The sequence below is a fragment of the Pseudoxanthomonas mexicana genome, assembly GCF_046736355.1.
Taxonomy (GTDB): Bacteria; Pseudomonadota; Gammaproteobacteria; order Xanthomonadales; family Xanthomonadaceae; genus Pseudoxanthomonas_A; species Pseudoxanthomonas_A mexicana_B.
Window position 1 is genome coordinate 2,944,154 of record NZ_CP157201.1, and the last position, 19,776, is coordinate 2,963,929.

24 protein-coding genes are annotated in these 19,776 nt (G+C 71.1%); 17 read left to right on the forward strand and 7 right to left on the reverse strand.

The window, feature by feature from the left end; all coding sequences use genetic code 11:
• Window positions 1-51: 51 nt before the first annotated feature.
• From hda to AAG688_RS13605, 3 genes are read right to left on the reverse strand one after another with little or no spacing between them, the layout of a single operon-like run.
• Window positions 52-771, reverse strand: a complete 720-nt coding sequence (gene hda / locus AAG688_RS13595; protein WP_411832767.1) for a DnaA regulatory inactivator Hda — start codon at window positions 769-771, stop codon at window positions 52-54.
• Entirely contained in the window at window positions 768-1,937 is a 1,170-nt protein-coding gene (locus AAG688_RS13600; protein WP_411832768.1) for an AI-2E family transporter, read from the reverse strand. Before AAG688_RS13600 ends, hda begins: the two co-directional genes overlap by 4 nt.
• 30 nt (window positions 1,938-1,967) lie before the next feature.
• Window positions 1,968-3,056, reverse strand: coding sequence for a DUF2066 domain-containing protein (locus AAG688_RS13605; RefSeq protein WP_411832769.1), 1,089 nt, complete (start codon window positions 3,054-3,056; stop codon window positions 1,968-1,970).
• A gap of 237 nt (window positions 3,057-3,293) precedes the next feature.
• On the opposite strand from AAG688_RS13605, the gene purM reads away from it, so the two are divergent.
• From purM to AAG688_RS13630, 5 genes are read left to right on the forward strand one after another with little or no spacing between them, the layout of a single operon-like run.
• Entirely contained in the window at window positions 3,294-4,316 is a 1,023-nt protein-coding gene (purM, locus tag AAG688_RS13610; RefSeq protein ID WP_411835018.1) for a phosphoribosylformylglycinamidine cyclo-ligase, read from the forward strand.
• A gap of 5 nt (window positions 4,317-4,321) precedes the next feature.
• Window positions 4,322-4,939, forward strand: coding sequence for a DUF2238 domain-containing protein (locus AAG688_RS13615; protein ID WP_411832770.1), 618 nt, complete (start codon window positions 4,322-4,324; stop codon window positions 4,937-4,939).
• Entirely contained in the window at window positions 4,936-5,598 is a 663-nt protein-coding gene (gene purN, locus AAG688_RS13620; RefSeq protein ID WP_411832771.1) for a phosphoribosylglycinamide formyltransferase, read from the forward strand. Before AAG688_RS13615 ends, purN begins: the two co-directional genes overlap by 4 nt.
• 47 nt (window positions 5,599-5,645) lie before the next feature.
• Window positions 5,646-6,329, forward strand: coding sequence for a DUF3108 domain-containing protein (locus AAG688_RS13625; RefSeq protein WP_411835019.1), 684 nt, complete (start codon window positions 5,646-5,648; stop codon window positions 6,327-6,329).
• A 16-nt stretch (window positions 6,330-6,345) separates the two neighbouring features.
• The gene (locus AAG688_RS13630; protein WP_411835020.1) at window positions 6,346-7,017 is read left to right on the forward strand and encodes a DUF3108 domain-containing protein; all 672 of its coding nucleotides are present in this window, start codon (window positions 6,346-6,348) and stop codon (window positions 7,015-7,017) included.
• Between the two features lie 58 nt (window positions 7,018-7,075).
• On the opposite strand, the gene AAG688_RS13635 is transcribed toward AAG688_RS13630, so the two are convergent.
• From AAG688_RS13635 to AAG688_RS13650, 4 genes are read right to left on the reverse strand one after another with little or no spacing between them, the layout of a single operon-like run.
• Entirely contained in the window at window positions 7,076-7,384 is a 309-nt protein-coding gene (locus AAG688_RS13635) for an EF-hand domain-containing protein (protein WP_411832772.1), read from the reverse strand.
• A 1-nt stretch (window position 7,385) separates the two neighbouring features.
• Window positions 7,386-8,657, reverse strand: coding sequence for a UDP-N-acetylglucosamine 1-carboxyvinyltransferase (murA, locus tag AAG688_RS13640; RefSeq protein ID WP_411832773.1), 1,272 nt, complete (start codon window positions 8,655-8,657; stop codon window positions 7,386-7,388).
• A gap of 41 nt (window positions 8,658-8,698) precedes the next feature.
• Entirely contained in the window at window positions 8,699-9,100 is a 402-nt protein-coding gene (locus AAG688_RS13645; protein ID WP_411832774.1) for a GFA family protein, read from the reverse strand.
• 32 nt (window positions 9,101-9,132) lie between these two features.
• Window positions 9,133-9,360 carry a BolA family protein gene (locus AAG688_RS13650; protein WP_411832775.1) on the reverse strand — a complete coding sequence of 76 codons (228 nt, stop codon included), beginning with the start codon at window positions 9,358-9,360 and terminating at the stop codon, window positions 9,133-9,135.
• 53 nt (window positions 9,361-9,413) lie between these two features.
• Here AAG688_RS13650 and AAG688_RS13655 point away from each other — a divergent pair, with 53 nt between their 5' ends.
• The 12 genes from AAG688_RS13655 to ptsP all read left to right on the forward strand — a co-directional run bounded on the left by AAG688_RS13655 (window position 9,414) and on the right by ptsP (window position 19,648).
• Window positions 9,414-10,433 (forward strand): KpsF/GutQ family sugar-phosphate isomerase, encoded by a 1,020-nt coding sequence (locus AAG688_RS13655; RefSeq protein WP_411832776.1) that lies wholly within the window; start codon window positions 9,414-9,416, stop codon window positions 10,431-10,433.
• Window positions 10,434-10,582: 149 nt separating this feature from the next.
• Window positions 10,583-11,128, forward strand: a complete 546-nt coding sequence (locus AAG688_RS13660) for a KdsC family phosphatase (protein ID WP_411832777.1) — start codon at window positions 10,583-10,585, stop codon at window positions 11,126-11,128.
• Complete coding sequence (gene lptC / locus AAG688_RS13665; RefSeq protein ID WP_411832778.1) at window positions 11,125-11,685, forward strand: LPS export ABC transporter periplasmic protein LptC; 561 nt, start codon at window positions 11,125-11,127, stop codon at window positions 11,683-11,685. Before AAG688_RS13660 ends, lptC begins: the two co-directional genes overlap by 4 nt.
• Entirely contained in the window at window positions 11,666-12,172 is a 507-nt protein-coding gene (gene lptA, locus AAG688_RS13670) for a lipopolysaccharide transport periplasmic protein LptA (RefSeq protein WP_411832779.1), read from the forward strand. Before lptC ends, lptA begins: the two co-directional genes overlap by 20 nt.
• A complete protein-coding gene (gene lptB / locus AAG688_RS13675; protein ID WP_411832780.1) occupies window positions 12,172-12,891 on the forward strand; it encodes an LPS export ABC transporter ATP-binding protein in 720 nt (239 codons plus the stop codon). Before lptA ends, lptB begins: the two co-directional genes overlap by 1 nt.
• 48 nt (window positions 12,892-12,939) lie before the next feature.
• The gene (locus AAG688_RS13680; RefSeq protein ID WP_411832781.1) at window positions 12,940-14,361 is read left to right on the forward strand and encodes an RNA polymerase factor sigma-54; all 1,422 of its coding nucleotides are present in this window, start codon (window positions 12,940-12,942) and stop codon (window positions 14,359-14,361) included.
• Between the two features lie 242 nt (window positions 14,362-14,603).
• Complete coding sequence (gene hpf / locus AAG688_RS13685) at window positions 14,604-14,924, forward strand: ribosome hibernation-promoting factor, HPF/YfiA family (protein ID WP_411832782.1); 321 nt, start codon at window positions 14,604-14,606, stop codon at window positions 14,922-14,924.
• 177 nt (window positions 14,925-15,101) lie between these two features.
• Window positions 15,102-16,052, forward strand: a complete 951-nt coding sequence (gene hprK / locus AAG688_RS13690) for an HPr(Ser) kinase/phosphatase (protein WP_411835021.1) — start codon at window positions 15,102-15,104, stop codon at window positions 16,050-16,052.
• Entirely contained in the window at window positions 16,049-16,969 is a 921-nt protein-coding gene (rapZ, locus tag AAG688_RS13695; protein WP_411832784.1) for an RNase adapter RapZ, read from the forward strand. The genes hprK and rapZ overlap by 4 nt, the downstream gene beginning before the upstream one ends.
• Before the next feature lie 120 nt (window positions 16,970-17,089).
• The gene (locus AAG688_RS13700) at window positions 17,090-17,482 is read left to right on the forward strand and encodes a PTS sugar transporter subunit IIA (protein ID WP_411832785.1); all 393 of its coding nucleotides are present in this window, start codon (window positions 17,090-17,092) and stop codon (window positions 17,480-17,482) included.
• Window positions 17,475-17,744 carry an HPr family phosphocarrier protein gene (locus tag AAG688_RS13705; protein WP_411832786.1) on the forward strand — a complete coding sequence of 90 codons (270 nt, stop codon included), beginning with the start codon at window positions 17,475-17,477 and terminating at the stop codon, window positions 17,742-17,744. Before AAG688_RS13700 ends, AAG688_RS13705 begins: the two co-directional genes overlap by 8 nt.
• A 173-nt stretch (window positions 17,745-17,917) precedes the next feature.
• The gene (gene ptsP / locus AAG688_RS13710; RefSeq protein ID WP_411832787.1) at window positions 17,918-19,648 is read left to right on the forward strand and encodes a phosphoenolpyruvate--protein phosphotransferase; all 1,731 of its coding nucleotides are present in this window, start codon (window positions 17,918-17,920) and stop codon (window positions 19,646-19,648) included.
• Window positions 19,649-19,776 lie beyond the last annotated feature (128 nt).

A 19,776-nucleotide genomic window follows, 5' to 3' on the forward strand; every position in this document is an offset into this window, starting at 1 on the left:
CGTCCATGCATTCTTGATTCGAATGCTTCCCCTTCTCCGGGGCCTTGTCGCTCAGCGCGCCTCCAGCACCCGGCGCAGGAACGGCACGGTGACGCGCCGCTGCGCGGCCAGTGATTCGCGATCCAGTTTCTCCAGCACGGCGATCAGGTTGCCCAGGTCGCGCCCGCTGCGGGTCAGCAGCCAGTCCAGCGCGGCCTCCTCCAGCACCAGCCCGCGCCGGCGCGCGCGATCGCGCAGCACCTCGCGCCGGCCCTCGTCGTCCAGCGCCGGCAGGACGATGCGCGCGCACTGCGACAGCCGCGAGCGCAGGTCCGGCAGGACCAGCCCGAGTTCGTCGGGCAGCGCGGCGGCGGTGTAGAGCACGCCGATGCCGGCCGCGCGCGCGCGGTTGTGGAAGTCGAACAGCGCGACCTCGTCGTCGCGCGCGTCGGCCACCGCCTCCAGCCCGTCCACCGCGATCACGTCGTGGCCGTCCAGCGCCTCCAGCGCCTCGCGCATGCGCCCGGCGCCGGCCGCCGCCGGCAGGTAGGCCGCGCGGCGACCGGCCTGCCCGGCCGCCGCGCACAGCGCCAGCGCCAGGTGGGTCTTGCCGGTGCGCGCGGCGCCGGCCAGGTAGATCCAGTCGGCCGCCGGCCGCGTGGCCAGCGCGCGCAACTGCGCCAGTGCGCCATCGGGCGCGCCGACATAGCTCTCGAAACGCTGGTCGGGCGGCGGCCGCAGCGCCAGCGGCAACTGCGGCGTGCCGCCGGAAGGGCCGGCCGCCGTGTTCACCGGTCGTCGCTGTCGCGCGGCGCGGCCTCGCCCGGCATGCCCATGTCGAGATGGGAATCGAGCAGGATCGCCGGGCGATCGCCGGCGTACAGCGGGCTGTTGGTGTACTGCTCGTGCGCGTAGCGCAGCAGCACGTTGGCGATCGCCGCCACCGGCAGCGCCAGCAGCATGCCGAGGAAGCCGAACAGCTGCCCGCCGGCCATCACCGCGAAGATCACCGCCACCGGGTGCAGGCCGATCTTGTCGCCGACGATGCGCGGGGTCAGCACGTAGCTCTCCAGCAGCTGGCCGATGGTGAACACCACTGCCATGCCGCCCATCAGCTTGAGATCGAAGCCCTGCGCCTGCACCAGCGCCGCCACCACCGCCATCACCACGCCGGCCGCCGCGCCCAGGTAGGGGATGAAGCTGATGAAGCCGGCGATGATGCCGATCAGCAGGCCCAGCTTGAGGCCGATGATCGACAGGCCGATGGCGTAGATCGCGCCCAGCGCCAGCATCACCAGGAACTGCCCGCGCAGGAACGCGCCGAGCACGTCGCTGGATTCGCGCGCCAGCCGGCCGACGGTGCCGACGTGATCGCGCGGCACCAGCGCGGCGATGCGCTCGACCAGCTTGTCCCAGTCGCGCAGGAAGTAGAACGTCAGGATCGGCAGCAGCACCAGGTTGACCACCCAGGCGATGACCGCGAAGCCCGAGCGCGACAGCGTGCCGAAGAACGTCGCCGCCACGCCGCCGGCCTGCTGCCAGTGGCCGCGGATCCACTCGGTGATGCGCTCGGCGTTGAGCCAGGCGGTCAGTTCCAGGCCGGTGCGCTGCTCGACCCACGGCAGCGCGGTCAGCAGGAACCAGTCGCGGTAGGTCGGCAGCGACTGCATCAGCTCGATGACCTGGCGCTCGATCATCGGCACCAGGATCAGCAGCGCCAGCGCCAGCAGCAGCAGCATCAGGGTGAACACCAGCACCACCGCGGTGGTGCGCGAGCGCCCCCGGCGCTGCAGCCGGTCCACCCACGGATCGCCCAGCCAGCCCAGCAGCGCGGCCAGCACGAACGGCGTCAGCACCGGCGCCAGCAGCCAGATCAGCCAGCCGGCGATGAGCGCGATGATCAGCCATTGCCAGCGCCGCGCGATCGGATTGACGGGGGGAGTCTGGGTCAGCGACATGCGGAGGTTCCGTTCCGGTGGGCCTGGGAATCAGGGGATGCGGTAGACCGGCGGCTGGCCTTCTTCCGCGGAAATGAGCGCGTCCTCGCCCAGCATGCGCTGGAACCCGGGCAGACCCGACAGCAGTTCCAGATCCAGTTCCAGGCGATCGCCGCCGGCGCGCACCGGGGTGATGCGGCGGACCACCGACATCTTCTGCAGCCGGCCCATCAGGCGCACGTAATCGTCGCTGCCGTGCAGCCCGGCGAACACCACCCGGTAGCTGCCGGCCTGGCCGATGGCGACCCGGCGCGCGTAGCGCTTCATCAACGCCTCGGCCGCGCCATCGGCGCCGCCGGCCATCGCCCGGCGCGCGTCGGCGTCGCGGGTGGACCAGCTCGACAGCACCTTGCCGGCATCGACGAACACCCAGTCGGCCTTCCAGCCGCTACCGCCGTCGCGGTAGAGCTTGCCGATCAACTGCATCGGCGGGCTGTAGCGGGAGGAGGCGCGCGCGATGGCGGCCGTGTCCTGGCGCCAGATCGCGCCGACCAATGCCTGTTCGGCCGTACTGCCGGCGGGCAGGCCCAGGCTGAAGCCGCGCTCGACGGCGCGGTTGAGCAAAGGCCGCGCCGCGTTGGTCTGCGGCAGGCCGACCAGGCGCGGGCCGCTGCCGTCGTTGATGGCCAGCCAGATCACCGGCTTAGGCCGCGGCTGCGGCCAGATCGGCAGGCCCAGCACGCCGGCGATCGCGTCGACGTCGGCCTCGCGGAAGCGCACCACCAGCAGGGTGCGGAAGGTCGGCGCGCCGGACGGCGAGGTGCCCTGGTCCTGGCGGTAGTCGTAGTGCTCGACGTAGTCGGCGGCGTTGCGCAGCTCGGCCGCCACGCCGGGCTTGGCGGTCACGCCGCGGTCGCCGGTCAGCTTGGCCAGCACCGCGCCCAGCGCACGGGTGAAACCGCCGCGGCGGTCGGCCTCGGCCTGGCTGTTGACCGGCACCTCGGCTTCGTACAGGCCGCGCGCGCTGACCGCCTCGCCCTCGAGGCGCGGCTCGGACTGCGCCCACGCCGCCGGCGCGACCCACGGCGCGGCCGCCAGGGACAGGAGGGCCGTGAGGGCGAAGGCGGAAATCCGGCGCATCGAGCGTCCTTGGGTTCGACGAATCGGAGGGAATTGTTGCCCGAATGGCCGGCCAGCGCCAATCCGGGCCGTTCATCCGGCGCGCGCGGCGGCCGGTTTCCGGCAGCGCACGCCATGCACCCGGAGCACTTCCCCACGCGGCAAAGCACCCCAAAGCACATGACACGCTCTAAAATTGCCGGTCCTTGCCTTGAAGCCGACGAGCGCGCCGTGACCGCATCCCCGCCCCCCACCCCGATGACCTACCGCGACGCGGGGGTCGACATCGACGCCGGCAACGCGGTGGTGGAACGCATCAAGCCGCTGGTCAGGCGCAGCTTCCGCCCCGAGGTGATGGGCGGGCTGGGCGGCTTCGGCGCGCTGTTCGACCTGTCCGGCAAGTACCGCGAGCCGGTGCTGGTCTCGGGCACCGACGGCGTCGGCACCAAGCTCAAGCTGGCCCAGCAACTGGGGCGCCACGACACGATCGGCATCGACCTGGTCGGCATGTGCGTCAACGACGTGCTGGTGCAAGGCGCCGAGCCGCTGTTCTTCCTCGACTACTTCGCCACCGGCAAGCTCGACGTGGAGACCACCGTGGCGGTGGTCGGCGGCATCGCCCGGGGCTGCGAACTGGCCGGCTGCGCGCTGATCGGCGGCGAGACCGCCGAGATGCCCGACATGTACGCTCCCGGCGAATACGACCTGGCCGGCTTCACCGTCGGCGCGGTCGAAAAATCGCAACTGCTCGACGGCGGCAAGGTGCGCCAGGGCGACGTGCTGATCGGCATCGCCTCGTCCGGCCCGCATTCCAACGGCTATTCGCTGATCCGCCGGATCTACGACCGTGCCGGCCGCCCGGCCGACGCGCAGGTCGGCGGCGTCGCCCTGGCCGACGCGCTGATGGCGCCGACCACGCTGTACGTCAAGCCGGTGCTGGCGCTGCTGAAGTCGCACGGCGAGGCCATCCACGCGATGGCCCACGTCACCGGCGGCGGCCTGACCGAGAACATCATCCGCGTCGTCCCCGACGGGCTGGGCCTGGACATCGACGCCGGCGCGTGGACGCTGCCGCCGGTGTTCGAATGGCTGCAGCGCGAGGGCGCGGTCGAGGACGCCGAGATGTGGCGCACCTTCAACTGCGGCATCGGCTTCGTGCTGATCGCCGATCCGGCGCAGGCCGGCGCGCTGGAGGCGGCGCTGGACGCGCACGGCCTGGCGCACTGGCGCATCGGCCAGGTGGTCGCCGCGTCCGGCGGCGAACGCGTGCGCATCGGCTGATCCGCATGGCCCACGGCAAGCGCTGGGCGCTGGCGGCGACGCTGGCGGTGTTCGCGCTGAGCTGGATAGCGCCGCCGTGGCCGCTGGAACAGGCGCTGCACAGCAGCCTGACCGTGGCCGGGCTGGCCGCGCTGGTCTGGCTGGACCGGCGCTGGCCGCTGAAGACCCCGCACTACGCCTTCGTCTGCCTGTTCGTCGTCGTCCACTGCATCGGCGCGCGCTGGCTGTATTCCAACGTGCCCTACGACGAATGGGCGCAGGCGCTGGCCGGCTGGTCGCCGCAGCAGGCGTTCGGCTGGCAGCGCAACCACTTCGACCGCTTCGTCCACCTGCTGTACGGGCTGTGCTTCGCCCCGCCGGTGCGCTTCCACCTGGAACGCCACGCGCGGGCGACGCCGTGGCAGGCGTTCGCCATCGCGGTGCTGCTGGTGATGGCCAGCAGCCTGGTCTACGAATGGATGGAATGGGGCATCGCGCTGGCGATGTCGCCGGAGGCGGCCGAGTCCTACAACGGCCAGCAGGGCGACATCTGGGACGCGCACGCCGACATGCTGCTGGCCACGCTGGGCTGCGTGTCGGCCTGGCCGTGGCGCCGGCGCGCGATGGCGGGAGCGCGGCCATGAGCCGGCGCATCGCGGTGCTGGCCTCCGGGCGCGGCAGCAACCTGCAGGCGATCCTGGAGGCGATCGCCGCCGGCGCGCTGGATGCCGAAATCGTCGGCGTGTTCTCCGATCGCGCCGACGCGGCCGCGCTGGACAAGGTGCCCGAGGCCCTGCGCTGGAGCGCCAGCCCGCGCGCCTGGCCCGACCGCGCCGCGTTCGACGCCGCGCTGGCCGACGCGGTGGCGGCGGCGCGGCCGGACTGGATCGTCTGCGCCGGCTACATGCGCATCCTCGGCGAGGCGTTCATCGCCCGTTTCGAAGGCCGGCTGCTGAACATCCATCCCTCGCTGCTGCCGAAATACCGCGGCCTGCACACCCACCAGCGCGCGCTCGACGCCGGCGACGCCGAACACGGCGCCAGCGTGCACTTCGTCGTGCCGGAGCTGGACGCCGGCACCGTGATCGCGCAGGCGCGCATCCCGGTGCTGGCCGGCGACGACGCCGCGGCGCTGGCCGCCCGCCTGCTGCCGCGCGAGCATGCGCTGCTGGTCGCCACGCTGCGGCTGGCCACCGCCGGACGCCTGGCTGAACGGGACGGCAAGGCGCATCTGGATGATCAGCCGCTATTTAGCCCGCTGTCCTTAGATTCCACGGGCGACCTGACCCGCCCCGACGACTGACGACGAAAAAGATGCCCCGACTGCCCCTGCGTGTCCTGCTGAGCGGCATGCTGGCCCTGGCCGCCGCGCCCGCGCTGGCGCTGGAGCCGTTCGTGGCCAGTTACCAGGCGTACCGGGACGGCAAGCTGGCCGGCAGCGCGACGATGAAGGTCGCCCGCCTGGACGGCGATCGCTGGCAGATCGATCTCGGCGTGCGCGGCACGCGCGGGTTCGCCCGGCTGGCGCGGCTGAACATCGAGCAGAGCACGGTGTTCGACGTCGCCGACGGCGATCGCTACCGGCCGGCGACCCAGGCCACCGTGCAAAGCGCGCTGTTCGGCGGCAAGCGCATGGTCGGCCTGTACGACTGGCAGGCGGGCAGCGCGCAGTGGCAGGGCGACATCAAAAAGGAGCGGCGCGCGCCGCTGCCGCTGCAAGACGGCGACATGAGCGCGCTGCTGATGAACCTGGCGGTGATCCGCGACGCCGCGCCGGATCGGCGGCTGGACTACCGGGTGGTCGACAACGGCCGCGTGCGCCGCTACGAGTACGCGGTGGCGGCGCAGACCGAGATCATCGAGGTCGAGGGCCTGAGCTACGATGCGATGCGCGTGGTCCGCACCAACGGTGGCGACGACGAGCAGATTTTCTGGGTGGCCGCAGGCGTACCCACTCCCGTGCGCATCCTGCAGCGGGAAAAGGGCCAGGACGCGATAGACCTGCGCCTGGTCGATTACCAAGGAGTGCCATGACATGAAGAACCTCCGTATGACCACGCTCCGCCGTCCGCTGGCCGCCCTGCTGCTGGCCGGCGCCTGCGCGCCCGCGCTGGCGGTGGAGGCCTTCACCGCCACCTACCAGGCCAACGCGCTCGGCATGCAGGGCGAAGGCAGGATGGTGCTGGCCCCGCAGGGCAACCGCTGGCAGTACAGCCTGACGGTGAAAAACCAGGCGGTCGATCTGTCGCAGCAGACCGTGTTCGACGAGCACGCAGGCCAGTTGCGCCCGCTGTCCAGCAGCGACAACTCGCGTTTCCTGATCAAGAAGAAGGCGGTCAACACGACCTACGACTGGGGCAAGGCGCAGGCCACCTGGTCCGGCGACGTCAAGCCCGACCGCGCCGGCCCGGTGCCGCTGCAGAAGGGCGACATGGACGCGCTGCTGGTCAACCTGGCGATCGTGCGCGACGTCGCCGCCGGCAAGCCGCTGACCTACCGCATGGTCGAGAACGGCCGCGCCAAGCCGATGACCTACCAGGTCGCCGGCAGGGAGAAGGTCACCGTCGGCGGCCGCACCCACGACGCGACCAGGGTCCAGCGCACCGACGGCGACCGCCAGACCATCGTCTGGGTGGTCAACGACATCCCGGTGCCGGCGCGCATCCTGCAGCGCGAGAACGGCAGCGACGCCATCGACCTCAAGCTGACCGGCTGGCACTGAACGCACGGAAGCATCGTCATTCCCGCGCAGGCGGGAATGACGAGCACAAGCGGCTCCCTTACTCGCCTTCCTCGCGGAAGCTGGTCCGGCAATCGACCCGGATCGGCTGGCCGTTGCCGCGCCAGGCATAGGCGCTGCACTCGCGCGCGCCTTCGCGGCTCTGCCTGACCGTCACCGAGGTGAAGGCCTGCAGGATTTCGGCACCGGTCACGGTGCCGTCGGCGTTCCAGTCCATGTCCTCGCTGGCCAGGCCGCGGGTGCCGGCCGCGCCGGTCGCGTGCAGCCAGCCCACCAGCGCCAGCAGCAGCGCCACGGCGGCCAGCAGCAGCTTGCGGCGCAGGGTGAAGCGGCGGGTGATGGTGGCCATGTCAGGCGACCCGGCGGATCTTCGCGCCGAGCGCACCGAGCTTCTCCTCGATGTTCTCGTAGCCGCGATCCAGGTGGTAGATGCGGTCGATGACGGTCTCGCCGCCGGCGACCAGGCCGGCCAGGATCAGCGAGGCCGACGCGCGCAGGTCGGTGGCCATCACCGGCGCGCCGGACAGCCGCTCCACGCCGCGCACGATCGCGGTGTGCCCTTCCACGCGGATGTCCGCGCCCAGCCGCAGCAGTTCGTTGACGTGCATGAAGCGGTTCTCGAAGATCGTCTCGTTGATCACCGCCACGCCTTCGGCGATGCAGTTGAGCGCCATGAACTGCGCCTGCATGTCGGTCGGGAACGCCGGGTACGGCGCGGTGGTCAGGCTGACCGCGCGCGGGCGGCGGCCGTGCATGTCCAGGGTGATGCTGTCGTCGGTGCAGTCCAGCTCGGCGCCGGCCTCCTTCAGCTTGTCCAGCACCGCGTCCAGCGTGCCGGGACGCGCGCGCCGCGCGGTGACGCGGCCGCCGGTCATCGCCGCGGCGACCAGGAAGGTGCCGGTCTCGATGCGATCCGGCAGCACCACGTGGCGCCCGCCGGACAGCCGCTCGACGCCGTGGATGGTGATGCGCGAGGTGCCCGCGCCCTCGATGCGCGCGCCGAGCGCGTTGAGGCAGTCGGCCAGGTCGGTGACCTCCGGCTCCATCGCCGCGTTCTCCAGCACGGTGGTGCCCTGCGCCAGCGTGGCGGCGGCCATCACGTTCTCGGTGCCGGTCACGGTGACCATGTCGAACACGTAGCGCGCGCCCTTCAGCCGGTCCGCGCGCGCCTTGATGAAGCCGTTCTCGACGGTGATCTCCGCGCCCAGCGCCTGCAGGCCCTTGATGTGCAGGTCGACCGGGCGCGAACCGATCGCGCAGCCGCCGGGCAGCGACACCTCGGCCGCGCCGTGCCGGGCCAGCAGCGGTCCCAGCACCAGGATCGAGGCGCGCATGGTACGGACCAGTTCGTAAGGCGCCACGTGCTGGTTCACGCTGCGCGGATCGACGACGATGCTGCGGCCCCTGGCCAGCGTGCCTTCGTCGATGGCGATGCCCGCGCCGAGTTCGCTGAGCAGCTTCACCGTGGTGATCACGTCGTGCAGGTGCGGCACGTTGGTGATCTCCACCGGCGCGTCGGCCAGCAGCGTCGCGCACAGGATGGGCAGCACCGCGTTCTTGGCGCCGGAGATGCCGACCTCGCCGTGGAGGGCGTTGCCGCCGGTGACGATGATTTTCTGCATGTCGTTGTCGATGGGAAGTGGAAGGAGCGGGTCGCCGGCGATCACTCGCCGGGACGGTCGGGGTGTTGCGGGGCAGGGTCGCGGATCTCGTACCACTCCGCCCGGGACGCGGTGAAGATGTGCATCCGCACGGGCGCGTCCACCGGCGTGTCCAGCGTGCCGACGCGCAGGCGCAGCATATCCGGCGCGGCGTCGCGGCGACTGTAGAGCGGCGCGTGGCAGACCCGGCAGTAGACCCGGTGCACACCGGGCGAGGAACTGTATTCGGACAGCAGATCGGCACCGGACAGCAGCACGAAGTCGGCCGTGGCGATCGGCGAGACCGCCTGGAACGCCGAGCCGTTGGCCTTGCGGCAGCGCGAGCAGTGGCACAGCACCAGATCGCCCAGCGGGCCGTCGATGCGGTAGCTCACGCCGCCGCACAGGCAACTGCCGGCGTGCACTCTAGGGCCTGCCCACGCCATGGGGACAGGCCCTAGGCCTCGTCCGGGGTCAGCGTCTTCAGCGCCAGGGCGTGGATCTCGCCGCCCATGCGCTCGCCCAGGGTGGCGTAGACCAGCCGGTGGCGGGCCAGCGGCAGCTTGCCGCGGAACGCCTCGGACACCACCGTGGCCTCGAAGTGCACGCCGTCGTCACCCTGCACCTGCGCGCGCGCGCCGGGCAGGCCGGCCTCGATGAGTTCACGGATGGTTTCGGCGTCCACAGCGCTTTCCTAATAAAATGGCCGGCCATTCTACCTTCCGGGCCGCCGTCCGCATGTCCCAGTCCCTGCCCGCCCCCGATGCCGTGACCGATGCCAGCCTGGCCGGCAGTGGCCGCCGGGTGGTCGAAATCGAGTCCCGGGCGCTGGACGTGCTGGCCGCGCGCATCGGCGGGGCCGGCTCCAATGGCGCCTTCCCGGCCGCCTGCCGGCGCATCCTGGCCTGCCGCGGCCGCGTGGTCGCCACCGGCATGGGCAAGTCGGGCCATATCGCCCGCAAGATCGCCGCCACCCTCGCCTCCACCGGCACCCCGGCGTTCTTCGTCCATCCGGGCGAGGCCGGCCACGGCGACCTGGGCATGATCACCGACGCCGACGTGGTGCTGGCCATCTCCTACTCCGGCGAGTCGGACGAGGTGCTGATGCTGCTGCCGGTGCTTAAGCGCCAGGGCAACGCGCTGATCGCCATGACCGGCAAGCCCGCCTCGACGCTGGCCCGCGAGGCCGACGTGCACCTGGACGTCAGCGTGCCGGCCGAGGCCTGCCCGCTGGACCTGGCGCCGACCAGCAGCACCACCGCCACCCTGGCGATGGGCGACGCGCTGGCGGTGGCGCTGCTGGAGGCGCGCGGCTTCACCGCCGACGACTTCGCCCGCTCGCACCCGGCCGGCAGCCTGGGCCGGCGCCTGCTGCTGCACATCACCGACGTCATGCACGCCGGCGACGAGGTGCCGCGCGTGCGCGACGACGCCTCGCTGAGCCAGGCGCTGGTGGAGATGAGCCGCAAGCGGCTGGGCATGACCGCGGTGGTCGATGCGCGGGGCGCGCTGGTCGGCCTGTTCACCGACGGCGACCTGCGCCGCACCCTGGACAACGCCGACATCGACGTGCGCAGCGCGAACATCGCCGACGTGATGACCCGCGCGCCCAAGACCATCGCCGCCGATCAACTGGCGGTGGAGGCGGCGCGGATGATGGAGACGCACAAGATCAGCGGCCTGATCGTCGTGGACGGCGAACAGCGGCCGGTCGGGGCGCTCAATATTCATGACCTGTTGCGTGCGCGCGTGGTGTAAAAGGCAGGGGCTAGGGGCGAGAGGCTAGGGATTGGTGAAAGCGGGATGTCGTCGAGATTTGCCATCCGCATCCTCCTCCAGTCCACAGGTCCACGTCTCCTCTGTCCCAACCCTAGCCTCTCGCCTCTAGCCCCTAATCCCTCGCCCCCATGCCCCTCTCCCACCTGCACGACCTCGATGACGACCTGCTCCGGCGCGCTGCGCGCGTGCGGCTGGCCTGCTTCGACGTCGACGGCACGCTGACCGACGGGCGCATCTACCTCGATTCGGAAGGCCGCGAGATCAAGGCGTTCAACATCCTCGACGGCCAGGGGCTGGTGCTGCTGCGCCGCCACGGCATCCGGGTGGTGCTGATCACCGCGCGCAGCGGCCGCGCCGCCGAGTTGCGCGCGCAGGAACTGGACGTGGCCATCCAGAGCGGGGTCAAGGACAAGCGCACGGCGGTCGGGCGGCTGTGCGCCGAAATGGGCATCGGGCTGGACGAGGTGTCCTTCATGGGCGACGACCTGGCCGACCTGGAAGCGTTCAAGGCGGTGGGACTGGCGGTGGCGCCGGCCAACGCGCACGCCTGGACCGCGCGCCACGCGCACTGGCATACCCGGGCGCGCGGCGGCGAAGGCGCGGCGCGCGAACTGTGCGACCTGCTGCTGGGCGCGCACGGCCACCTGCCGGCCATCCTCGGGGATCCGGCGTGAACTGGCGCCGCATCCTCGGCGGCGTGCTGCTGGTGGCCGCGCTGGTCAGCGGCTGGTCGGCCTGGAAACAGCGCGAGAAGCCGGCGCCGACCGGGCCGCTCACCGACCGCTCCGACTACGTGATGCGCGATTTCGAGCTGATCGCCCTGGACAGCCGGGGCCGCGAGTCGCTGACCGTGCGCTCGCCGCAGATGCACCGCAATCCGGCCGACCAGAGCTTCGACATCGCCACCCCGCTGTTCCTGATGCCCGACGCCGAAGGGCGGCACTGGCGGATGCGCGCCGACACCGGCTGGCTGAGTCCCAAGGGCGACGAGTTGCGCCTGCGCGACGACGTGCGCGGCGACAGCCCCGAGGGCACCGAGCGGCCGACCACCCTGCGCACCGGCCGCCTGAACGTTTTCCCGAACACCGACTTGGCCGTCACCGACGACGTCGTGACCCTCACCCAGCCCGGTTCTATACTCAGCGGTCGCGGTTTCGAAGCCAATCTCGAAACCAAGGAATACCTCTTCAAATCCCAGGTCAAGTCACGCTATGAACCGCGCCAACGCTAGCATCCTCGCACTCGCGCTCCTGCTGGCGTCGCCGCTGGCGCTGGCCAAGTCGACCGATCGCAACCAGCCGATGGACATCGAGTCCGACTCGCAGAGCGGCGTGGTCACCGGCGACGGCACCACCGTGCTGTCGGGCAACGTCGTGCTGACCCAGGGCACGCTGTCGATCAACGCCGCGCGCGGCGAGATCATCCGCAGCAACGGCGAATTGTCCAAGGCCATCTTCACCGGCAAGCAGGTCAAGATGCGCCAGCAGCTGGACGATGGAAGCTGGATGGACGCGGCCGCCGACCGCATCGAGTACGACCTGCTGAAGGAGACCGTGGTCTTCATCGGCAACTACACCATCTCCTCGCCGCGCGGCTCCAACAGCGGCCAGCGCATGGTCTACAACACCACCACCGGCGGCATGCAGAGCGGCGGCGACGGCAGCCGCGTGCGCACCGTGATCCAGCCCAAGTCGGCGGCGCCGCAGGGCAAGAACTGATGCTCATCGCCCAGGGCCTGCGCAAGAAGTACAAGCAGCGCGAGGTCGTCGCCGACTTCGGCCTGACCCTGGACGCCGGCGAGGTGGTCGGCCTGCTCGGTCCCAACGGCGCCGGCAAGACCACCTGCTTCTACATGATCGTCGGCCTGGTCGCCGCCGACGCCGGCCGCATCGCGCTGGACGGCCGCGACATCACCGCCGAGCCGATGTACCGCCGCGCCAAGCTGGGCGTGGGCTACCTGCCGCAGGAACCGTCGGTGTTCCGCAAGCTGTCGGTGGCCGACAACATCCGCCTGGTGCTGGAACTGCGCGAGGACCTGGACGCGCAGGGGCGCGACCGCGAGCTGGACGGCCTGCTCGACGAACTGCAGATCGGCCACGTCGCCGACCAGCTCGGCGCCAGCCTGTCAGGCGGCGAGCGCCGCCGCTGCGAAATCGCCCGCGCGCTGGCCGCGCGGCCGCGGCTGATGCTGCTGGACGAGCCCTTCGCCGGCGTGGACCCGATCTCGGTCGGCGAGATCCAGCGCATCGTCAAGCACCTCAAGAACCGCGGCATCGGCGTGCTCATCACCGATCACAACGTGCGCGAAACCTTGGGAATCTGCGACCGGGCGTATATCCTCAATGCCGGTAGCGTGCTGGCGCAGGGGGCGCCCGATGCGTTGCTGGCCAATCCGGACGTCCGCCGTGTCTATCTGGGAGACGCTTTCCGTCTCTGAGCGCGGCGGCCGGCCGCGGCCGGCATCCCGCCCCTTGACGGATCGTCCATGAAACCGAGGTTGCAGACATCGCTGGGACAGCAGTTGGTCATGACGCCGCAGTTGCGTCAGGCCATCCGCCTGCTGCAGATGTCCACCCCCGAGCTCGAGGCCGAACTGATCGAGGCGGTGGAAACCAACCCCCTGCTGGACTGGGCCGACGAGGGCGCCGCCCCGCCCGAGCCTTCCGCCGAACCCGGTTCCGGCCAGGAAGCGACCGCGCACGATGACCCGGCCGCCGGCGAGGACTGGTCGCCGGAAGAGGAAGGCCCCTGGCAGGCCGGTAGCGGCGGCTCCTTCGACGACGACGATTCCGGCAGCGCCGCCGAGCGCATCGCCGAGGCCGACACCCTGCACGATCACCTGCTCTGGCAGCTGCACCTGTCGCACCTGTCGCCGCGCGACCGCAGCATCGGCGCGGCGCTGATCGACGCGCTGGAGGACGACGGCTACCTGCGCGAGCCGCTGTCGGCCATCGCCCAGGCGCTGCTGCCGGAACTGGTCGCCAGCGAGGACGAGATCCTGGTCGTGCTGCACCAGTTGCAGCGCTTCGACCCGGTCGGCGTGTGCGCGCGCACGCTGCAGGAATGCCTGCGCCTGCAACTGGAGACGCTCAGCGACGACACCCCCGGCAAGGCGGTGGCGCTGCGCATCGCCGACAGCGCGCTGGAACGGCTGCCGCGCAGCGGCGCGGCCGGCCTGGCCGGCGAGCTGAAGCGGCCGCTGGCCGAGGTCGAGGCCGCGATCGCGCTGCTGCGCGGCCTGGATCCCAAGCCCGGCGCGCAGCTGGGCGAGATCGGCCACGACACCTACGTGGTCCCCGACTGCGTGGTCTGGCGCCAGCGCGGCGTCTGGCGCGCCGCGCTGGCCGGCAACACCCTGCCGAAGGTGACCATCCACCGCGGCTACGAGCAGATGATCCGCCAGTGCGGCGAACAGGACGCCGGCTACCTGCGCAACCACCTGCAGGAGGCGCGCTGGCTGCTCAAGAGCCTGGAGGCGCGCGGCGAGACCCTGCTCAAGGTCACCCGCTGCCTGCTGCGCCAGCAGGCGGCCTTCCTCGAATTCGGCGAGCAGGCGCTGCGCCCGCTGACCCTGCGCGAGGTCGCCGTCGAGGTCGGCCTGCACGAATCCACCGTCTCGCGCGCGATCGCGCGCAAGTACGTGCGCACGCCGCGCGGCACCCTGCCGCTGAAGGCTTTCTTCGCCTCCGGCATCGACACCGACGGCGGCGGCGAGGCCTCCAGCACCGCCATCCAGGCGATGATCCGCCGCCTGATCGACGCCGAGAACCCGCGCAAGCCGCTGTCCGACGCCAAGCTGGCGGATCTGCTCAAGGCCTCCGGCGTGCCGGTCGCGCGCCGCACCGTGGCCAAGTACCGCGAGGCTATGCACATCCTGTCCTCGCACGAGCGGGTGCGCATCGGCTAAACGCATCCTGGGCGGATGCGCCTTGCGCGGCCCGCGGCAAGGCCGGTGCGGGCGATAGGAAAACTCTCTCGAGAATTACGTGCGGGGACGGTTGATCCCGGCCGCATTCGGGTCCATCTTTGGATCAGGCCCCTCACCGCCGTTGCGGAACTGGAGATTACGGAACCCCAAACCGTCCGCGTTGTCGAAGACGACGCACTGCCCGCACCGCCGGTGCGGCCCCAAGACCGAAGGAGACAAAGATGCGTATCGAGACCTATGGCCACGAAGTCGAAGTCACCCCCGCCCTGCGCGAGTACGTCGAGACCAAGCTGCAAAAGCTCGGGCGGCACTTCGAACAACCCCTGGAGGTCCGCACGCAACTGGCCACCCGCAAGCCCGACTACCTGGTCGAGGCCACGATCAACATCCCCGGCCGTACCCTGCATGCCGACGCCAGCGCGCCGACCATGTACGCGGCCATCGATGTGCTCGCGGACAAGCTCGACCGGCTGGTGATCAAGCACAAGGAAAAGAAGGAAGATCAGCAGCATCGTGCCGCGCGCGGGGAACTGGCCGGCTGAGCGCAGGCAGGCGACGGCGCCTGCACCCAACCGGTTCGCGTACGACGGGAAGGCCAGCGGCCTTCCCGTCTGCACATGCGGCGGGCCGATTCGCGCCCCGCCCGGCTCGGCATTAAACTCGCCACGATGGCGCGCTGCGCGCCGCCGACGATGCGCGCTCCAGGACGCGACGACATGATGAACACCAGCATCACCGCCCGCGAGCTTTTCGACCAGCAGAAGGAGAAGCTCGCGCTGCGCTGGGTGGCCGGGCAGAAGGGCGACAGGCGCGTGCTGGAATCGGTCGACACGGTGGCGCGGCGGCCCTCGCTGGCCGGCTACCTCAACGCGGTCTATCCCAACAAGGTGCAGATCCTCGGCAGCGAGGAACTGGCCTGGCTGGACTCGCTGGATTCGCGCCTGCGCTGGGAGACCATCGAGAAGATCATCCAGTTCCGCCCGCTGGCGCTGGTGATCAGCAAGAACCAGTCCTGCCCCGAAGACCTGCGCGAGGCGGCCAACGAGTCGGACACGCCGCTGTGGGTCTCGCCCAAGCGCGGCCACGAACTGCTCAACCACCTCTCCTACCACCTCGCCCGCACGCTGGCGCCGCGGGTCACCCTGCACGGCGTGTTCATGGAGATCTATTCCATCGGCGTGCTGATCACCGGCGAGGCCGGGTCCGGCAAGAGCGAGCTGGCGCTGGAACTGCTCAGCCGCGGCCACCGGCTGGTCGCCGACGACGCGCCCGAGTTCACCCAGATCGCCCCCGACGTGCTCGACGGCACCTGCCCGGAACTGCTGCAGGACCTGCTGGAGGTGCGCGGCCTGGGCGTGCTCAACGTGCGCGAGATGTTCGGCGACACCGCGGTGAAGAAGAACAAGTACCTGCGCCTGATCGTGCACCTGACCAAGCCGATGACCGAGCCCAACCCGCACGGCTACGAGCGCCTGACCGGCGATTCCGGCACCCGCCACGTGCTGGACCTGGACGTGCCGCTGATCACCCTGCCGGTGATGCCCGGCCGCAACCTGGCGGTGCTGACCGAGGCGGCCACGCGGCTGCACATCCTGCGCACCAAGGGCATCGACCCGGCGGCGATGTTCATCGCCCGCCACAGCAACCTGCTGGAGCGCAGCACGCCATGAACACCGGCGACCTGCCCATCACCTGCGAGGACGAAAACGGCGCCGGCGCCAGAGCGGCGCCGAAGGTGGTCATCGTCAGCGGCCTGTCCGGCTCGGGCAAGTCGGTCGCGCTGCGCACCTTCGAGGACCTGGACTACTACTGCGTCGACAACCTGCCGGTCGAGCTGCTGCCCTCGTTCGTGCGCAGCCTGATGCGCGACGACGTGCTGCCGCAGAAGATCGCCGTCGGCATCGACGTGCGCAACCGCCACAGCGACCTGTCGCGGCTGGCGCAGTGGCGCGCGGCGCTGGCGCAGCTGGGGCTGGAAGGCAGCCTGGTGTTCTTCGACGCGCGCGACGAGGTGCTGCTGCGCCGCTATTCCGACACCCGCCGCCGCCACCCGCTCAGCCACACCGGGCTGTCGCTGCCCGAGGCCATCGCCCGCGAGCGCGAGATCGTCGCCCCGCTGCTGGCCGAGGCCGACATCGTCATCGACAGCAGCGACCTCAACGTCCACCAGATGCGCCGGCGCCTGATCGCGCAGTTCGCCCCGGAGAAGGGCGCGGCGCTGTCGCTGCTGTTCCAGTCCTTCGCCTACAAGCGCGGCGTGCCGACCGACGCCGACTTCGTGTTCGACGCCCGCGTGCTGCCCAACCCGCACTGGGATCCGGCGCTGCGGCCGTTCTCCGGCCGCGACGCGCCGGTGCGCGAATACCTGCAGGGGCAGGCGGTAGTCGGCCAGTACGTCGACCAGGTCAGCCAGTTCCTCGGCACCTGGCTGCCGCGCCTGCGCGGCGAGACCCGCAGCTACGTGACCATCGCCTTCGGCTGCACCGGCGGCAAGCACCGCTCGGTGTTCCTGGCCGAGACGCTGGCCCAGCACGCGCGCGACCAGGGCTGGGAGCAGGTGGCCACCTTCCACCGCGAACTGGAGTAGGCCCCGCCGTCGCCCGGCCGGCGGCTGGCAGGCGATGTCCCCGATTGTCCCGGCGCGCGGCATGGTGCAGTGCGAAGGCGATGCTTCCTGACTGTCATCCCGGTCTGTTAACGTTCCGGAATGGCTTGTGGCATTCTTCTCATCACGCATCCGGGCATCGGCGCGTCCCTGCTGGCGGTCGCCACCACCTTGCTGCGGACGCTGCCGCTGCGGGCGGAGGCTTTCGAGGTACCGTTCGACGCCGATCTGGACGCCGCGCTGCCGCTGGCTTCGGCCGCGCTGCGGCGGGTGGACGACGGCGACGGCGTGCTGGTGCTGACCGACCTGTACGGCGCCAGCCCGAGCAACCTGGCCGGCCTGCTGGCGCGGCTGGGCACGCCGGTCAGAAGGGTGTCCGCCTTGAGCCTGCCGATGCTGCTGCGGGTGATGAACTACCCGGAACAGGGACTGGACCAACTGCCTGCCACCGCGGCGGCCGGCGCACGCAACGGAGTCATCCACGAAGATGCTTGAACGCGAACTCACCGTCGCCAACCGCCTCGGCCTGCACGCCCGCGCCACCGCCAAGCTGGTGCAGGTGCTGGCGCCGTTCCGCTGCAACGTGACGCTGTCGGCCAAGGGCCGCGAGGTCAACGCCAAGAGCATCATGGGCGTCATGCTGCTGGCCGCCGGCCAGGGCACGCCGGTGACCGTGCGCGTCGACGGCGAGGACGAGGCGACGGCGATGGACGCGCTGGTGTCGCTGTTCGAGCGCAAGTTCGACGAGGACAGCTGAGCCCCGACAGGCAGGAGCCCGCGTGCGGGGGCCGCGGGACAGGCAGGAGAGGATATGCCGATACACGACCAGGCAGTGCCCCCGTCCCGTGCCCGCCGGATCGTCGCGCCCGCGCCTGCCTGCAAGGCCGCGCCGGCTGACATGCCCGCTCCCGCGGTTGCCGGCAGTTCCCGATGAGGATGCTGCTGCCCGGCCATGCGGCATCGCGCGGCAGCGCGCTGGGCCGCGCCCGCATCCGCCTGCCGCATGCGCTGGACGTGGTCGAGCGGCGCATCGGCGTCGGCGAGGTCGCCGGCGAGCGTGAGCGCCTGCGCCAGGCCATCGCCGCCACCCGCGAGGAGATGCACCGCATGCGCGAGCGCCTGCACGGCGCGCTCGCCCGCGAGGTCGGCGAGTTCCTCGACCTGCACGCGCTGCTGCTGGACGACCCGGAACTGCTGAAGGGCCTGGACGAACTGATCCACGCCGGCCGCTATTCGGCCGACTACGCGCTGCGGCTGCAGCGCGACCGGCTGGCGGCGGTGTTCGAGGGCATGGACGATCCCTACCTCAAGAGCCGCATGGACGATCTGGATCACGTCATCGGCCGCATCCACGCGCACCTGCACAAGCGCGCCATCGAGACCCAGGGCGTGGCCGGCGAGATCCTGGTCGGCGACAACATCGCGCCGTCGGAACTGGCGCAGCTGCAGGCCGACGGCGTGGTCGCGGTGGTCACCGCCGCCGGCAGCCCGCTCTCGCACAGCGCGATCCTCGCGCGCAGCCTGCACCTGCCGCTGGTGGTCGGCATCGCCAAGGCCTGGCAGCGCATCAACGACGGCGACGTGCTGATCGTCGACGGCGGCAGCGGCGAGGTGATCGTCAATCCCGAGGCGGCGGACCTGCGCCGCTACCGCCAGCGCCTGAAGGACGCCGCGCGCGAGCAGCGCGAGCTCGGCCGCCTGCGCAGCAAGCCCACCCGCACCCGCGACGGCGTCGACGTCGCGCTGTACGCCAACGCCGAATCGCGCGAGGACGTGGCGCGCGCGCATGCGCTGGGCGCGGCCGGGCTGGGGCTGTACCGCACCGAGTTCCTGTTCCTGCAGCACAACGCGCTGCCGTCGGAGGACGAGCAGTTCCAGATCTACCGCGACGCGGTGCTGGGCATGAGCGGGCGGCCGGTGACCATCCGCACGCTGGACCTGGGCGCGGACAAGGCCGATCGCATCGGCCTGTCCGTGCGCGGCGAGGACAATCCGGCGCTGGGCCTGCGCGGCATACGCCTGTCGCTGGCGCGGCGCGACGTGTTCGACACCCAGTTGCGCGCCATCGCGCGCGCCTCGGCCTACGGGCCGATCCGCATCCTGGTGCCGATGGTCAGCGCGCGCGAGGAAATCGTCACCGTGCGCCGCCGGCTCGGGACGATCGTCCGCCAGCTGCGCGCGCAGGGCCACGAGGTCGCCGAGACGATCGCGCTGGGCGCGATGATCGAGGTGCCGGCGGCGGCGCTGGCGCTGGCGGGCTTCATCGGCGACGTCGATTTCCTCTCGCTCGGCACCAACGACTTGGTCCAGTACCTGCTGGCCGCCGATCGCAACAACGACGCCCTCGGCGATCTGTATTCGCCGCTGCACCCGGGCGTGCTGCAACTGATGCGCCAGGTGATCGCGCTGGGCGAGCGGCACGGCGTGCCGGTGGCCGTCTGCGGCGAAATCGCCGGCGACGCGCGGATGGCGCCGCTGCTGCTGGCGCTGGGGCTGACCGAGTTCAGCCTGCATCCGGCCACCCTGCTGGAGGTGCGCAAGGCGATCCGCGACAGCGATCTGTCGCGGCTGCGCGAACGCGCGAAGAAGCTGCTGCAGGCGCGCGACCGCGCCGGCATCGAACGCTGGCTGAAGGCCGCTTCCCCCGTGGGAGCGACGTGAGTCGCGACAGCGCTTTACCGATACCCCGTCGCGACTCACGTCGCTCCCACCCGGCTTCCCCTCCGTCCGCGGGGTGTCCATCGGACCACGGTCGGGCGATAATGCGCGCATGAACACCTGACCTGCCG

What these genes read in the sequence shown, in the direction of transcription:
- AAG688_RS13600 (WP_411832768.1), bottom strand. Translation starts at nt 1,937, where the DNA reads ATGTCGCTGACCCAGACTCCCCCCGTCAATCCGATCGCGCGGCGCTGG.
- AAG688_RS13605 (WP_411832769.1), bottom strand. Translation starts at nt 3,056, where the DNA reads ATGCGCCGGATTTCCGCCTTCGCCCTCACGGCCCTCCTGTCCCTGGCG.
- purM (WP_411835018.1), top strand. Translation starts at nt 3,294, where the DNA reads ATGACCTACCGCGACGCGGGGGTCGACATCGACGCCGGCAACGCGGTG.
- AAG688_RS13615 (WP_411832770.1), top strand. Translation starts at nt 4,322, where the DNA reads ATGGCCCACGGCAAGCGCTGGGCGCTGGCGGCGACGCTGGCGGTGTTC.
- purN (WP_411832771.1), top strand. Translation starts at nt 4,936, where the DNA reads ATGAGCCGGCGCATCGCGGTGCTGGCCTCCGGGCGCGGCAGCAACCTG.
- AAG688_RS13625 (WP_411835019.1), top strand. Translation starts at nt 5,646, where the DNA reads ATGCTGGCCCTGGCCGCCGCGCCCGCGCTGGCGCTGGAGCCGTTCGTG.
- AAG688_RS13630 (WP_411835020.1), top strand. Translation starts at nt 6,346, where the DNA reads ATGACCACGCTCCGCCGTCCGCTGGCCGCCCTGCTGCTGGCCGGCGCC.
- AAG688_RS13635 (WP_411832772.1), bottom strand. Translation starts at nt 7,384, where the DNA reads ATGGCCACCATCACCCGCCGCTTCACCCTGCGCCGCAAGCTGCTGCTG.
- murA (WP_411832773.1), bottom strand. Translation starts at nt 8,657, where the DNA reads ATGCAGAAAATCATCGTCACCGGCGGCAACGCCCTCCACGGCGAGGTC.
- AAG688_RS13655 (WP_411832776.1), top strand. Translation starts at nt 9,414, where the DNA reads ATGTCCCAGTCCCTGCCCGCCCCCGATGCCGTGACCGATGCCAGCCTG.
- AAG688_RS13660 (WP_411832777.1), top strand. Translation starts at nt 10,583, where the DNA reads ATGCCCCTCTCCCACCTGCACGACCTCGATGACGACCTGCTCCGGCGC.
- lptA (WP_411832779.1), top strand. Translation starts at nt 11,666, where the DNA reads ATGAACCGCGCCAACGCTAGCATCCTCGCACTCGCGCTCCTGCTGGCG.
- lptB (WP_411832780.1), top strand. Translation starts at nt 12,172, where the DNA reads ATGCTCATCGCCCAGGGCCTGCGCAAGAAGTACAAGCAGCGCGAGGTC.
- AAG688_RS13680 (WP_411832781.1), top strand. Translation starts at nt 12,940, where the DNA reads ATGAAACCGAGGTTGCAGACATCGCTGGGACAGCAGTTGGTCATGACG.
- hpf (WP_411832782.1), top strand. Translation starts at nt 14,604, where the DNA reads ATGCGTATCGAGACCTATGGCCACGAAGTCGAAGTCACCCCCGCCCTG.
- hprK (WP_411835021.1), top strand. Translation starts at nt 15,102, where the DNA reads ATGAACACCAGCATCACCGCCCGCGAGCTTTTCGACCAGCAGAAGGAG.
- rapZ (WP_411832784.1), top strand. Translation starts at nt 16,049, where the DNA reads ATGAACACCGGCGACCTGCCCATCACCTGCGAGGACGAAAACGGCGCC.
- AAG688_RS13700 (WP_411832785.1), top strand. Translation starts at nt 17,090, where the DNA reads ATGGCTTGTGGCATTCTTCTCATCACGCATCCGGGCATCGGCGCGTCC.
- AAG688_RS13705 (WP_411832786.1), top strand. Translation starts at nt 17,475, where the DNA reads ATGCTTGAACGCGAACTCACCGTCGCCAACCGCCTCGGCCTGCACGCC.
- ptsP (WP_411832787.1), top strand. Translation starts at nt 17,918, where the DNA reads ATGAGGATGCTGCTGCCCGGCCATGCGGCATCGCGCGGCAGCGCGCTG.